Origin of the sequence: Kribbella sp. NPDC056861 (assembly GCF_040687575.1) — a bacterium.
Taxonomy (GTDB): Bacteria; Actinomycetota; Actinomycetes; order Propionibacteriales; family Kribbellaceae; genus Kribbella.
In genome coordinates, this window is record NZ_JBFBNQ010000001.1 from 825,911 (window position 1) to 839,381 (window position 13,471).

A 13,471-nucleotide genomic window follows, 5' to 3' on the forward strand; every position below is an offset into this window, starting at 1 on the left:
CGGCGGATGCCTGAAAAACGGTTCAGGTGTTCAGTCCCGAGGCGGCGGGTCGAGCCCGTCCTCGGCGGCCTGGTAGGCCGAGATCTTCCAGTCGATGACCTCGAGGTCGGCCTCCAACTGCTCCAGGTCAGCGGCCACCTTCAACCGGTGCTCCCGCAGCAGCGCCAGCCGCCCGGCGCGATCGCGATCCCCGTCGCGCACGTGTTTGGTGAACCGCCGGACCTGCTCGATCGGCATTCCGGTCCGCCGCAGCCGGATCAGCACATCCAGCAACCCGATGCTGGGCTCGTCGAACCGCCGCCGCCCACCACCGTCACGCGGCAGCTCACCGAGCAGCCCCTCGCGGTCGTAGTACCGCAGGGTGTCGATCGACAGGCCGGTCAACCGCGCCGCCTCGCCGATCGTCACGCCGCCTTCCGGCACCTGGATCAAGGTCATGCCTCCACTCAACTACCTGGAGTGCACTCCAGGTCAACCCCTAATCCCGCCCGAACTCCTTGGTACCGCGCGACTCCCCAGCCCGTACGCCGCGCGCCCGCGCCTCAACCGGAGCAGCTCGCCCCACCTGCGCCATGCCACCGAACGCCTTCGCCATCGCCAAGTCGGCCTCCCGCCCCGGCGGAGCCGCACCTTCCACATACTTCGCAAAGTCCTGCCCGAACACCGGCACCCAGACCTCAGCACGAGTGCCCTCCGGATCCACCCGCAACGCCTCACTCAGCCTGTCCCGATAATCACGAATCCCAACCCGGAACTGCTGATAGTCCTCCACCTTCCACCGATGATCGAAGTTCACCTCCGGCCGGCTCGGATCCACGATCCGCGGCTTCTCGTCCGGCGAAGCCGTCGCCTCGCACAACCCATCGACCAGCTGCGACAGATCGCGTGTGAGCCCCGTCTCCCGAGTGATCTCCGTCGACCGCCTGATCTGCTCACCCAGCAAAACCGTCAGCGAGATCGGCGCACACGACAGCTCCCCGTCCATCGCCTTCGCATACTTCAGCAACCGCACCGCCGGCCGCAGACTCCCACCCGACCGCTCGTCCTGCTGATCGATCCACTCCGCCATCCCCGCCGGATCGACCGGCTGAAAAGCATCCTCGTCGAAATTGACGATCGCCTTCTCCCCCGACGGCAGCACCACCATCGGTACGACGTCCACGTGCACCTCGCCGGGGAAGTCGATCCGCACGTTCCGGCTCTGCCGCTCCACCGCCTCAGCGCCGACACCGCCCTCACGCACAGCCCGCTCGGCCTCGGCCAGATAGCGCTGCGGGTTCCAGTCCGCCCGATACGGAAGCTCGAGCAGTACGTCGACATCAAGCCCTCGCCCGGCGACCGGCTGGATCGCAGTACCGAAGAAGCAACTCCCCTGCCCGAGCAGCCGATTCTCATGAGCGGAGAAGACAGCGTCCTCAGTGAAGGCCCGATGCACCTGAGCGACCCGCTCGCCCAGCACGCGATAAGCATCAGCCGACAGGTTCACCTCGGAGTCCAGGAACCGCAGCAGGGCCCGATCGATCCCCGACACCTGGTTGCCACGCAACGCAGCGCTCTCCGGCGGCCGCGGCAACACCGGCGGCGTCACCCGCAAGACGTCCTCGTACGAACGCCGCCCCAGCCCAACCTCAGCCCCAGCAGCAACCGGCGTCATCGGCAGCGCACCCTGCCCAACGATCTTCCACCGCTCCCCCCGATCAATATCCGGCGGCTCGAGCTGCTCCTCCCGCAGCCCGAACACCGCCGGCGTCACCTCCCGCCCCAATTGCCCCTGCCACCGATCGGTCCAATCGGCCAACCCAGGAAAGGTCTCGTTCATCAACGCCTTGCGAACGAACCCGTACTTCGGATGCCGATAGTCATCGAGCCCATGCGACGGATCACTCTCGAACCTCTCCCGCACCCGCCGCACCATCTCGTCGGAGCTGATCACCAGATCGACATCACTCGGCTGCTCCAGCCCCAGCCGATACATCGCATCGAACAACCGGGACCGCGGCCGATCCGGATCATCCCCGAGCCACTTGTCGAGTCGCGCCTTCGCCTCCGGCTGATCGGCCAGCGACGCCGCCGTCGGCATCGTCTTGCGCTGGTTGCCGAAGAACGTGACGCTCGATCCCTTCACGAACACGTCGACCGAGTTCACCGCGATGTCGTCCTGCCGCAGCGCATCCAGCAGACTCGACCGGAACTCGTGGAACTGCGCCGGCGTCAACCCGTTCGGCGCGACCTTGTGCTGCCACCACCCGAGCTGCTCCCGCGAGTACCCGAGGAACTCGAGATCCCGCGGCCGGACCCGATACCCGTTGGCCGGATCGACCGGGAACGACTCAGAGCTCTTCATCGAGCACGACGCCCGCGGCAGCAACAGCATCCCGTACGACGCTCCGCACCGACTCCAGCATCTCGTCAGTCGGCGGTTCGCCTTGATACGTGAGCACGAACGACCAGCGACCGTCCTCGCGATACAGCCGCAGCACCACTGGCGTACCGGGTGTGTCCCGCAGCCGCCGGACGCCGAACTCCTCGGAACGATCGTCGTCGAGACGCCCACGCGCAGCCAGCCCGCTGACCTCGCGAAGCCGATCGAGGGACTCGGCGGTGAGCCCGTCGGAGAAGCGAGCGACGTACGCCCGAACGACCTGCAAACTCATGCGCGCGACGCTACAACGTCAGGCGGTCAGCTTGATGTAAGTGGCCTTGGGCACGTATTCGTAGCGGTCCGGCATACAGGTCAGGATGATGACCTGCCCGTGATCGCCGGCCCGGCCGAGCAGCGCGCCCATGTCGCGCAAACGAGCCTTGTCGGACCAGCCGAGCGCGTCGTCGAAGATCACCGGCACACTACCGTCGCCGGTGCTCACCAGGTGGCTGATCGCCAGCCGGGTGATGATCGCGAGTTGCTCCTGAGCACCCGTCGACAACGCGTCGATGCTCAGCCGAACACCATCCAACTCGCGCTCGGCAACGGCCAGATCGTCGTCCAGCCAGACCCGGAACGACGGCCCGTACACACTGCGCCCGAGCGCCTCGATCCGCGTCTGCAACGGCTCCGAGTACTTCGTCTGCGCCTCGGCGCGGTGCCGTCCCAGCGTCTCGTGGACCCGGCGAGCCGCATCGGCGCGACGCTTCAGACTCTCGTGCTCCAACCGGATCGCCGCCAGATCCAGCTCCGCGGTGTCGCGTCGAGTCGCCAAGCCGTCCCGCCCGGACTGCTCCAGCCGACCTTCGGTCGTCCGCAACGAGTCGCGCAGTACGTCCCGCTCGGCCTGCAGCCGGGTCGCGACCGTCAACGCATCCGCCAGCTCACCCGCGACTCGATCTGCGCCCGCCGCGTCGACCTGCTCCTGTACTGCGGTCAGCTCTTCGAGCACCGCCTCGACCTCACCGGTCGCCTCGACCTCGGCCACCTCGACATCGTCATCGGCCAGCACCGACCGCGCGGCCTCCAGCGCCTCGACGGCAGCGGCCAACCGCTCCCCCGCCAACTCGGCCCGGGCCCGCGCCTGCTGTGCCTCCGACCGGTCCTCGTCGGCCGCCTTCCGTGCCTGCGCCGCCGCGAACTCCGCATCTGCCAGCAACGACTCCGCCTCGGCCAGCCCGGTCCGCGCGTTCTCCAACCGCCGTTGCGCGACCGCCAGCTCGCCGACGTCCATCGGCTCCGGAACCTCGAAGTCCTCGAAATCAAAGGCGTTCTCGTCCGGCTCGAACTGCTCGAACAGCGACATCTGACCGGGCACGCTCACATCGGCAGGCTGTTTCGCCGCCGGCTCCTCGAGCTCTTCCCCCTCGACGAACCCGAGCCGCGAGGTCAGCACCGCGATCCGCTCCGCCGGGTCACCGCCGGACGTCAACGACCGCTCGGTCCGCCGCGCCTCCTGCAGCTCGGCCGAGGCCAGATCACCCTTGCGCAGCAGCTCGCGCGCAGCCGGCAGATCCTTGACCCGCGCCTTCTTCAGCAGATCTTTCTCGCGCCGGACCGCCTCATCCACCGCCGCCCGCAGCGTCGCCGCCTCGCCACCCGCGCGAACCCGGACCTCCACCGCACCCGGTACGCCGACCACCAGCTCGCCGGACACCAGCAACTCGATCGAGCCGTCTTCACCCAACGACGAAGGCGCCTTCTTGCCCGCCCCGGCATCCAGCCCGGTCCCCGACAACTCGACCGCCTCGCCGCCCAACCGCCGTACCGACACCTCCGGTACTCCGGCCGCCAGCGCCGCACGAGCCTCGACCATCTTCGCCCGCGCGTCTTCCAGCGCGTTGACCACCGCGTCGTCGACCAGGATCGCGTCGAGCACCGCCCCGGCCGCGGCGATCCGGGCCCGTACGTCGAGCAACTCGGTTTGCTGACCCAGCAACCGGTCGAGCTCAGCCCGATCCATCAACGAGGTGACGAGCCGCTCGACGTCCTGGACCTCGGCCCGCCGCTCGTCCTTCAGCTCGACAACCTCCGCGAGCGCGGCCTCGGCGGCGTGCACGACTTCAGCTGCCTTGCGTGCGACGGTTTCAGCATCCGACCGTCGCGCGGCGAGATCGACGTCGGCCTTGGTGAAGCGCTCGACATCGACCAGCAGCCGCTCCCGGTCGAGCCGCGTCCGGGTGTGGTTCTCCAGCCGGGCCCGAGCGGTCTCGGCGCGGCTCCTGATCGAGTCCCGGCGGAGCAGGATCTCGTCGGTCGCCTTCTTGCGTTCGCGCAAGTCCTCGACCGACACCAGATGCGACTCCAGCCGCCCGGACAGATCGGCCAGGTCGAGGGCGAGCCGCTCGGCGCGACGAATGTCGGCGAGCACCTCGTCCATTGCCTTCAACGCCTGCTCGGCCGCCAACTCGGCTGCCGCGACGTGCTGGGCTGACTTGGCGAAGTCGCCGGTCGGGCGGCCGCCCCGCGTCCAGTAGCGCAGGAACTCGTGCTCCACCGCCGTGACCAGCGGCATCGAGGCGCCGTCGACCGGAGTACCGGATTCTGCTGTCACCGCGGTGATCAGCGGCTCGGCGTCGGCCGGGGTCGGCAGGATCAGCGACTGGCCCTGGCCGACCATCAACGTCTGCCAGAGCACCGGATCGACGTTCTCGGCGAACAGCCGCTCGGCCTCGTTGTGCGCCTCACGACCGGTGAAGGTCTGCCGCCGGCCGTCCTTCTCGACCACCGACAGCTCGGTGGAGCGGTTCTTCAGCCAGCGCTTGGTGTAGGTCAGCTCACGGCCGCCCAGCGTCAGCTCGACCGTCACCTCCGGCGAGACGTCCTGACCGACCGGCTGGATGTCGCGGATCCGGGTCGACTTGGAGTCGTCGGGGAAGTCGAAGACCAGCGCGAAGGCCTCGACCAGGCTGGACTTGCCGACCTCGTTGTCGCCGACGATCACTGTGGTACCGATGCCAGGCAGGTCGACCGTACGGTCCTTGACGCCACGGAAGTTCCGCAGCGTCAGGCTGTGAAGTCTCACGGCAGCCTCATCCCGCGTCCCGGGCCAGTCTGTGCATCAACGTCAGGGCCGCGCCGGCGCCCTCGTCGCCACCGGCCAGCGCCTGCCGCAGCTCCTCCATCGCGGCCCGCGCGGGACCGCTCAACTGCAACGCGTCCAGGTCCGCGGCGTCGGGCGCCGGCCGGACCGTCCAGAACTTGGCCCACCGCTCGACGCTGGCGAAAACCTCGCCCTGCGCGTCGACCATCGCGTCCAGCCGGCTCAGCAGCGGCAACGGCAGCGACCCGTCGGCGGCGAGCCGGACGTAGGTGCGCTCCTTCTCCGGCAGCTCGGCGAAGAAGTCCTCCAACGCGGTCAGCGACTCCTCGTCGTACAGCTCCGCGTGGTGCTCGACCATGTGCCAGGCGCCGACCCGGATCGGCTCGACCTCGACCGACTTCGCGCCGAGCGTCACCTTCAGCACGTTGCCCGGGTGCGTCTCCTCCGGCGCGGTGACCTCCTGCGTCCCGGAGAACCAGATCCGCTCGGTCACCTCGGTGGTCGAGTGCCGGTCGCCGAGACCGACGTAGTGCAGCCGCCCATCGGCGACGGCCGCTTCGAGCGCCGCCTGGTCGATCGTCGGTACGTCGGACATGCCGCCGCTGAGGCTGGTCAGCTGCCCGTGCGCGAGCAGGATGCGGGTCGTGCCGGCCGGAGCGGGTTTCAGCTCGGCGTACCCGGGAGCGGCGGGGTCGGAGACCGGTCGGCGGGACCGCCAAGGCGCGCCGACGATCTCGACGCCCGGGACGACCTCGAACGGCCGGCTGTCGGTCACCACGACCACGTGCTCGGGCGCGTGTCCCGACCACTGCGCCGACGACCAGAGCGAGCCTGGCTCAAGCGCGTCGTGGTTGCCCGGCAGTAGCACCACCGGCACCTCGATCCGCTTCAGCGCTTCACAAGCTCGCAAGATCGTCTGCCGCTCGACCTGGTTGTGCTCGAAGACGTCCCCGGTGACCACCACGAAGGCCGCGCCGGTGTCCTTGGCGACGTCCCCGATCCGCATGACGGCGTCCAGCCGCGCCTGAGCCCACCGGGCCTGACCGTCCGGCCCCAGGAACCGGCGCATCATGCCCAGCTGCCAGTCCGAGCTGTGCAGGAAGGTGATCGAGTCGTTCATCGCGCGAGAACGCTAACCCGCCCCGCTCACCAGCACCCAATCAACACTCCCAGAACACTCCGAGTGCCCGGCATTCGAACACGAAATCGAGTTGATGCGGCCCGGCCGGGTCGCGAAGATCGGTGCATGGACATCTATCTCGAGACCGAGCGGCTGGTGCTGCGGCGGTTCACGGCCGCCGATGTCGAGCTGCTGGTGGACCTCGACTCCGACCCCGAGGTGATGCGGTACCTGACCGGTGAGCCGACGCCGCGGGAGGAGATCGAGCGCAAGGTGCTGCCGGAGATCCTCGCCCGGTACGAGACGCACCCGCGGCTGGGGACGTTCGCGGCGCACGAGAAGTCGAGCGGGCAGTTCCTCGGCTGGTTCGGGTTGCAGCCGAGGAGCGAGGCGGGGACGGTCGACGTCGGCTACCGGCTGAACCGCTCGGCCTGGGGTCAGGGGTTCGCGACCGAGGGCACCCGGGCGCTGATCGACCTGGCGTTCGGGGAGCTGGGGATGGCCAGGGTGGTCGCGGACACGATGGCGGTCAACACGAAGTCCCGGCGGGTGATGGCCAAGGCCGGGCTGCGGTTCGTCCGGATCTTCCACGTGCACTTCGACGACCCGCTGCCGGGGACGGAGTACGGCGAGGTCGAGTACGCGATCGAGCGCAGTACCTGGGAAGCTGGGGCCCGTGCCTGATGACCAACGCCCGTACGCCGTACTGGATATCGACGCGACGCTGTCCGACACCAGTCAACGGATCAAGTTCCTGGACAAGAAGCCGAAGGACTGGGACTCGTTCTTCGCGCACGCCAAGGACGACGCCGTACTGGACGAAGGCCTCGCGGTCGCGACCACACTCGCCGCCGACCACGACATCGTCTACCTGACCGGCCGCCCCGAACGGCTACGCCGGGACACCGTCAAATGGCTCAAGGACAACGGCTTCCCCGACGGCTCCAAACTGCTGATGCGCGGCAACAACGACCGCCGCCCGTCGGCGATGATGAAGCTCGCCCGACTGCGGACGCTGGCGCAGGAGCGGCCGGTCGCCGTCCTGGTCGACGACGACGTCAAGGTCTGCACGGCGGCCGAGAAGGCCGGCTACACCGTGATGAGGGCCGACTGGGGACTCGATCCCGAGACCCAGCCGACCCTCTTCGAAGCCCAGGAATCCGAAGGCCGGACCTGAGCCGCAGGTACTACTTGCTGAGGCCGACGATCAGCGTGTTCGGGTACGGCGGGTAGGGCGGCAGGTAGAAGTTCTGCACCTTCGAGCCGTGCAGGAACGCGTTGCGGGCGTAGATCAGCGGAACCAGCGGCGACTCGGCCAGGATCTGCTTGTCCAGCGCGCCCCACTGACCGGCCGCCTTGCCGCGGTCCGACTCGGCCGTCGCCGCGTTGATCGCGGTGTCCACGGCCGGGTTGGAGTAGCGGGACAGGTTGTACCCGCCGTTGCCGATCTCCGAGGTCGCGAACAGCGGCTGGATGTTGCCGATCGCGCTCGGGAAGTCCGGCAGCCAGCTCGACACGGCCAGGTCGTAGTCGCCCTTGGCGCCGGTGACCAGTTCGAGCCACGCCTCGTAGCCGAGCGGCTTGAGGCTGACGGTGATGCCGGCGCGCTTCAGGCCCTGCTGGATCGCCTGGGCGACCGCCGAACCGGTGGGCTGATCGGAGTCGACGGCCAGGACCAGGTTCAGGTTCTTCACCCCGGCTGCGGCGAGCAGTGACTTGGCCTTCTCCGGGTCACCGGACGGCGGCGCCGGGTACAGGTCGTACTTGCTGTAGCCGTTCATCCCCGGGGTGATCAGGGTGGTGGCCAGCTCGCCACCGAACTCCGGCCCGCCCTCGGCGACCTGGACGGCCTGCTTGTCGACCGCGTACTGGATCGCCTTGCGGACCTCGACGTTGGCCAGTGCCGGGCGCTTGTTGTTCATCGCCAGGTACTGCAGCGCGCCGGACGGTGAGGTCGCGACGCGCGCCTTCACCGCCGGGTCACCCGTGACCCGCGGGATCAGCGCGGCCGGCACCGAGGCGCCGGTGGCGCCGGCGAACTTGTCGTCACCGGCATCCGCGATCAGCCGCTGGTTGACGACATCGGCCTGCAGTCCCATCTCGAAGACGATCGCGTCCGGCAGCCCGGTCCGCGCCGGGTCGCTGGCCTTGTCCCAGTTCGGATTGCGCTCGAACTCGACCTTCGAGCCCGGCGCGAACGACTTGACCTGGTAGGGGCCGCTGGCTACCGGCTTCTCGCCGTAGTGCGCCGGGTCGGTGTCGGCCTTCTTCGGCACCGGCGAGAAGGCCGGCATGCTGACGATCCACGGCCAGTCGCCGGAGGCCTTGTTCAGCTTGAAGACGATGGTGGTGTCGTCCGGCGTCTCGATCGAGGCGAGCTCGCCACCCTTGTACGGACCGCTGTACTTGTCGCCGCCGGCCAGCAGCGACTTGTGGTAGCCGAGGCCACCGGACAGCTCCGGTGCGAACGACCGCTCGATCCCGTACTTGATGTCACCAGCAACGATCGTCGACCCGTCGGAGTACTTGAGGCCGGGCTTCAGCTTGTACGTCCAGGTCTTGCCGCCGTCGCTGGGCTGACCGGAGTCGGTGGCCAGGTCGGGCACGATCTCGGCAGCCTTGTCGGTGGAGGTCTTCCACGACGTTAGGCCCCGGTGCACCAGGTGGATCGCACTGATTCCGAGGCTCTGGCTCTTGGCCGGGTCGTAGTTGATCTCCTTGCTGGTCAGGAGAACGTGGAAGGTCCCGCCCGCCTCCGCGGCCGCTGTACTGCCGCCGCTCGAAGCCGATTTGTCGTTGGCGTTGCAGGCGGTGGCCGCCAACGCCAGGGCGGCCGCGACCGCGACCGCTCGGGTAGTGCGCTTCATGGTGTCCTCTCAGACAGTGGGGGGTTCGAGAGTGTGGATGGGGGCGGGTTCTGGGAAGTGGCACGCGACGCGCTGGCTGCCACCGGGGACCGGCTCGAGCACCGGCCGGGTGACCGCGCAGATGTCCTCGGCCTTGTAACACCGGGTCCGGAACGGACACCCGGTCGGCGGATCGATAGGAGTCGGGACGTCCCCGGTCAGCACGATCCGTTCGCGGACCGCGCCAGGCTCAGGCACCGGTACCGCGGACAGCAGCGCCCGCGTGTACGGATGCGCCGGCGACGAGTAGACCTCGGCCGCCGGGCCTTCCTCCACGATCGTGCCGAGGTACATCACCGCGAGCCGGTCGGCGACCTGACGGACCACCGCGAGGTCATGGGCAACCAGCACATAGGACAAGCCGAGCTCGTCCTTCAGATCGGCCAACAGGTTCAGCACCTGAGCTTGGACCGAGACGTCCAACGCCGATACCGGCTCGTCGCAGACCAGCAGATCAGGCCTCACCGCAAGGGCTCTCGCGATCCCGATCCGCTGCCGCTGGCCACCGGAGAACTCGTGCGGGTAGCGCTCCAGGTGCTCCTCTGACAGGCCGACCTGAGTGAGCAGCTCGACCAGTTGCGCCCGCGTCGGACGGATCTTCTGCGCCCTGAAGGGCGTGGTGAGGATCGTGCCGACCGACTGCCGCGGGTTGAGCGAGGCCTGGGGATCCTGGAAGACCATCTGGATCTTCCGCCGGACCGGGCGCAGCTTGCGGCCGCGCAGCCTGGACACGTCCTGACCGCCGATCGAGACCTTGCCGGCGGTCGGGTCGAGCAGCCGGGTGGAGAGCCGGGCCAGCGTCGACTTGCCCGAGCCCGATTCGCCGACCAGGCCGACCGTTTCGCCTCGGCGTACGACGAGAGAGACGTTGTCGACGGCTTTGACCGACTGCGATCGCTGCCAGGGCGCAGTACCGAGTCCGAAGTACTTCTTGACGCTGTCCAAGCGGAGGAGTTCGTCGTTCTCCGTCATGGCGCCACCTCCTCCGGGCGGCGGCCGAGATGGCAGGCTGCCTCGTGATAGCCCTCGCCCGGTCGCGGCGTGAGCTCGGGGCGCTCTGTGATGCAGCGCTCCCCCACCCGCGCGGTATAAGCGCAGCGCGGCTGGAACGGGCAACCGGTCTCGATCGACCCCGGCGACGGCGGGCTGCCGGGGATCGTGGTCAGCCGATGCCGAGGCGGTACGTCGACCCGCGGCATCGCGCCGAGCAACCCGAGGCTGTAGGGATGCGCCGCGCGGTAGAACAGGTCCTTCACCGAACCACGCTCGGCCGCGCGCCCGGCGTACATGACCAGTACGTCGTCCGCGACCTCGGCGACCACTCCGAGGTCGTGCGAGATCAACACCAGCGCAGTACCGAACTCGGCCTGGACGTCCTCGAGCAGGCGCATGATCTGGGCCTGGACGGTGACGTCGAGCGCCGTCGTCGGCTCGTCGGCGATCAGCACCTTCGGGTCGTTCACCAAAGCCATAGCAATGACGACCCGCTGCCGCATTCCCCCGGAGAACTCGTGTGGATAGTCCTTCGCCCGCTGCGCCGCGGCCGGGATGCCCACCAGATCGAGCATCCGAACCGCCCGCTGGAACGCTTCCTTCTTGGAGACCGCGTGGTGCAGCCGGTACGCCTCGGCGACCTGCCAGCCGACCGAGTAGTACGGATTGAGCGCGGAGAGCGCGTCCTGGAACACCAGCGCGATGTCGTTGCCACGGATCTTGCGCAGGTCGTCGCTGGGCAGGCCGACCAACTCGCGGCCGTCGAGCAGTACTTCGCCGGACACCTCGGCATTGCTGGGCAGCAGGCCCATCACGGCCGCCGACGAGACGCTCTTGCCGGAGCCGGACTCCCCCACGATCGCCAGCGTCTTCCCTGGCGCCACCGCGAAGTCGATCCCGGCGACCGCCGGAACCGGACCGCCTTCGGTCTTGAACGTGACGTGCAGGTCGTGGACCTCGAGGATCGGTTGGTCAGCCATGCGTCACCCTCGGATCCAGTACGCCGTGCAGAAGGTCGACCACCAGGTTGGCCAGGATCACCAGGAACGCCGAGAACAAGGTCACGCCGACCACCACGGCCACGTCGACCTGCCCGACGGCGCTGATCAGCAACTCGCCGAGCCCCTGCATGCTGAACACCTTCTCGGTCAGGATCGCCCCGCCGAGCAGACTGCCGAGGTCGAGTCCGAAGATCGTCACGATCGGCACCAGCACGCCGCGCAATCCGTGCACGACCACGACTCGACGCTCGCCGGCGCCCTTGGCCCGCGCGGTGGTGACGTGGTCGAGATTCAGCTCCTCCAACATCTGCGCCCGGGTCAGCCGGATGTACGACGCGGAGGAGAGCGCGGCGAGCACCAGCCACGGCGTGATCAGGTGCCAGGCCCAGTCGATCGGGCTCTCGGTGAACGGCACGTAGCCGCTGACCGGGACCATGTTCAGCCAGAACCCGAAGACCAGGATGGCCAGCAGGCCGACCAGGAAGGACGGCGACGCGACACCGATCAGCGCGATGCCGACGGCGAGCTTGTCGAACAGCTTGCCGCGCTTGAGCGCAGCGCCGACGCCGAGCGAGACACCGACCACGAGCCAGATCACCGCTGCGCCGATCGCGATGGACGCGGTGATCGGCAGCCGATCGAGGATCAGGGTGGTGACCGGGCGGGCCAGCGGGAACGAGTAGCCGAAGCAGGGTGCGTCGCAGTGGATCGCGGCAGCGCCGTCGCCGAAGGTCCGGCCGGCGAAGATGCCTTTCAGAAAGGCGAAGTACTGCTGGATCGTGGACTGGTCGAGTTGCATGAAGTGGCGGGCCTGCTCGAGGCGGTCCGGCGTACAGGGTTTGCCGCAGCTGAGCCGGGCTGGGTCGGCCGGGAGGGCGTAGAAGACCAGGTAGACGGCCAGACTGAGCGCGAGCATCACCAGCACTGTCGCGAGCAGCCGGCGGATCAGGAACCAGACGAGGTCGGGCATCAGTTCGCCCTCCGCAGCCGGACGTCGAAGGCATCGCGGACGCCGTCGCCGAGCAAGGTGAAGCCGAGCACGGCGATGAAGAGCATCGTGCCCGGGAAGAGCAGGAACCAGGGGTCGGTGCCGGTGTAGACCCAGACGATCGAGTCGGAGATCGACCGGCCCAGGCTGGGGGTCGGCGGTGGTACGCCGACACCGAGGAAGGACAGCGCGGCCTCGAGACCGATGTACCCCGGGATCGCCATGGTGGCGACGACCAGCACCGGACCGAGCAGGTTCGGCAGCAACTCGCGGACGATCACGTGCCAGGCGCTCGACCCCATGCTGCGGGCGGCCTCGACGAACTCGCGGGTCACCAGAGACCTGGCCTGGTTGCGGATCAGCCGCGCGAGACCGGCCCAGCCGAAGACGCTGATCACCAGGATCAGCAGCAACCACCGAGGGAACCGCGGCGGCACGATGATGCCCAGGGCAATCATGAAGACGAGCTGCGGGAAGCCGAAGAGGAAGTCGAGCACCCGCGAGACGATCGCGTCGTACCAGCCGCCGAAGTACGCGGCACTGATCCCGACCAGGGTGCCGATCACGGTGGTCACCAGTGTGCAGACCGCCGCGATGAACAGCGAGGTCCGCAGGCCGAGTACGACGATCGAGAACAGGTCCCGGCCGGTCAGCGGCTCGACCCCGAACCAGTGGTCGCCACTGACCCCGCCGGCCGCACCGCGCGGCGCGTTCCCGCGGACCGGATCGAGCAGCCCGATGTTGTAGGTGTAGGCATCCTGGCCGGCCAGCTTGACCAGCAGCGGCGCGGCGGCCGCGACCACCACCAGACCGATCACCAGCCAGGCCCCCAACCGTGCGCTCCGGTCCCGCCGGACGCGGCGCAGAGCCTGACGGGTCGGCGAGACGGCCGCAGGGACCGAGGTACTCACGTGCACTCCTGACAACGATGGACTCAACTCAAGCCGGGACGACGGTAGGCCAGAGTCTCCCACCGACCGCACCCATCTTGAATGATG

General features: G+C 68.6%; 12 protein-coding genes. 2 read left to right on the plus strand and 10 right to left on the minus strand.

Annotation, left to right across the window (positions count from 1 at the left end):
- Positions 1–30: 30 nt before the first annotated feature.
- The 5 genes from AB0P21_RS03705 to AB0P21_RS03725 are packed head-to-tail and all read right to left on the minus strand — an operon-like array spanning position 31 to position 6,585.
- Positions 31–438 carry a MerR family transcriptional regulator gene (locus tag AB0P21_RS03705; RefSeq protein WP_363693511.1) on the minus strand — a complete coding sequence of 136 codons (408 nt, stop codon included), beginning with the start codon at positions 436–438 and terminating at the stop codon, positions 31–33.
- Positions 439–478: 40 nt separating this feature from the next.
- Positions 479–2,344, minus strand: a complete 1,866-nt coding sequence (locus tag AB0P21_RS03710; protein ID WP_363693512.1) for a hypothetical protein — start codon at positions 2,342–2,344, stop codon at positions 479–481.
- Complete coding sequence (locus AB0P21_RS03715; protein ID WP_363693513.1) at positions 2,331–2,654, minus strand: hypothetical protein; 324 nt, start codon at positions 2,652–2,654, stop codon at positions 2,331–2,333. The genes AB0P21_RS03710 and AB0P21_RS03715 overlap by 14 nt, the downstream gene beginning before the upstream one ends.
- An 18-nt stretch (positions 2,655–2,672) precedes the next feature.
- Positions 2,673–5,447: an AAA family ATPase gene (locus AB0P21_RS03720; protein ID WP_363693514.1), complete on the minus strand. Its 2,775-nt coding sequence runs from the start codon at positions 5,445–5,447 to the stop codon at positions 2,673–2,675.
- 7 nt (positions 5,448–5,454) lie between these two features.
- A complete protein-coding gene (locus AB0P21_RS03725) occupies positions 5,455–6,585 on the minus strand; it encodes a metallophosphoesterase (protein ID WP_363693515.1) in 1,131 nt (376 codons plus the stop codon).
- 126 nt (positions 6,586–6,711) lie between these two features.
- Here AB0P21_RS03725 and AB0P21_RS03730 point away from each other — a divergent pair, with 126 nt between their 5' ends.
- Together AB0P21_RS03730 and AB0P21_RS03735 are read left to right on the plus strand one after the other, a co-directional pair.
- A complete protein-coding gene (locus AB0P21_RS03730) occupies positions 6,712–7,269 on the plus strand; it encodes a GNAT family N-acetyltransferase (protein WP_363693516.1) in 558 nt (185 codons plus the stop codon).
- The gene (locus tag AB0P21_RS03735) at positions 7,262–7,762 is read left to right on the plus strand and encodes an HAD family acid phosphatase (protein WP_363693517.1); all 501 of its coding nucleotides are present in this window, start codon (positions 7,262–7,264) and stop codon (positions 7,760–7,762) included. Before AB0P21_RS03730 ends, AB0P21_RS03735 begins: the two co-directional genes overlap by 8 nt.
- A gap of 10 nt (positions 7,763–7,772) precedes the next feature.
- On the opposite strand, the gene AB0P21_RS03740 is transcribed toward AB0P21_RS03735, so the two are convergent.
- The 5 genes from AB0P21_RS03740 to AB0P21_RS03760 are packed head-to-tail and all read right to left on the minus strand — an operon-like array spanning position 7,773 to position 13,384.
- Positions 7,773–9,452, minus strand: coding sequence for an ABC transporter substrate-binding protein (locus tag AB0P21_RS03740; RefSeq protein ID WP_363693518.1), 1,680 nt, complete (start codon positions 9,450–9,452; stop codon positions 7,773–7,775).
- Positions 9,453–9,461: 9 nt separating this feature from the next.
- Positions 9,462–10,463, minus strand: coding sequence for an oligopeptide/dipeptide ABC transporter ATP-binding protein (locus tag AB0P21_RS03745; protein ID WP_363693519.1), 1,002 nt, complete (start codon positions 10,461–10,463; stop codon positions 9,462–9,464).
- The gene (locus AB0P21_RS03750; protein ID WP_363693520.1) at positions 10,460–11,464 is read right to left on the minus strand and encodes an ABC transporter ATP-binding protein; all 1,005 of its coding nucleotides are present in this window, start codon (positions 11,462–11,464) and stop codon (positions 10,460–10,462) included. The genes AB0P21_RS03745 and AB0P21_RS03750 overlap by 4 nt, the downstream gene beginning before the upstream one ends.
- Positions 11,457–12,455, minus strand: a complete 999-nt coding sequence (locus AB0P21_RS03755; RefSeq protein WP_363693521.1) for an ABC transporter permease — start codon at positions 12,453–12,455, stop codon at positions 11,457–11,459. The genes AB0P21_RS03750 and AB0P21_RS03755 overlap by 8 nt, the downstream gene beginning before the upstream one ends.
- Entirely contained in the window at positions 12,455–13,384 is a 930-nt protein-coding gene (locus tag AB0P21_RS03760) for an ABC transporter permease (protein ID WP_363693522.1), read from the minus strand. The genes AB0P21_RS03755 and AB0P21_RS03760 overlap by 1 nt, the downstream gene beginning before the upstream one ends.
- Positions 13,385–13,471: the final 87 nt, after the last annotated feature.

Coding starts and splice junctions, on each gene's coding strand:
- AB0P21_RS03725 (WP_363693515.1), bottom strand. CDS start 6,585: ATGAACGACTCGATCACCTTCCTGCACAGCTCGGACTGGCAGCTGGGC.
- AB0P21_RS03745 (WP_363693519.1), bottom strand. CDS start 10,463: ATGACGGAGAACGACGAACTCCTCCGCTTGGACAGCGTCAAGAAGTAC.
- AB0P21_RS03715 (WP_363693513.1), bottom strand. CDS start 2,654: ATGAGTTTGCAGGTCGTTCGGGCGTACGTCGCTCGCTTCTCCGACGGG.
- AB0P21_RS03740 (WP_363693518.1), bottom strand. CDS start 9,452: ATGAAGCGCACTACCCGAGCGGTCGCGGTCGCGGCCGCCCTGGCGTTG.
- AB0P21_RS03750 (WP_363693520.1), bottom strand. CDS start 11,464: ATGGCTGACCAACCGATCCTCGAGGTCCACGACCTGCACGTCACGTTC.
- AB0P21_RS03705 (WP_363693511.1), bottom strand. CDS start 438: ATGACCTTGATCCAGGTGCCGGAAGGCGGCGTGACGATCGGCGAGGCG.
- AB0P21_RS03730 (WP_363693516.1), top strand. CDS start 6,712: ATGGACATCTATCTCGAGACCGAGCGGCTGGTGCTGCGGCGGTTCACG.
- AB0P21_RS03755 (WP_363693521.1), bottom strand. CDS start 12,455: ATGCCCGACCTCGTCTGGTTCCTGATCCGCCGGCTGCTCGCGACAGTG.
- AB0P21_RS03710 (WP_363693512.1), bottom strand. CDS start 2,344: ATGAAGAGCTCTGAGTCGTTCCCGGTCGATCCGGCCAACGGGTATCGG.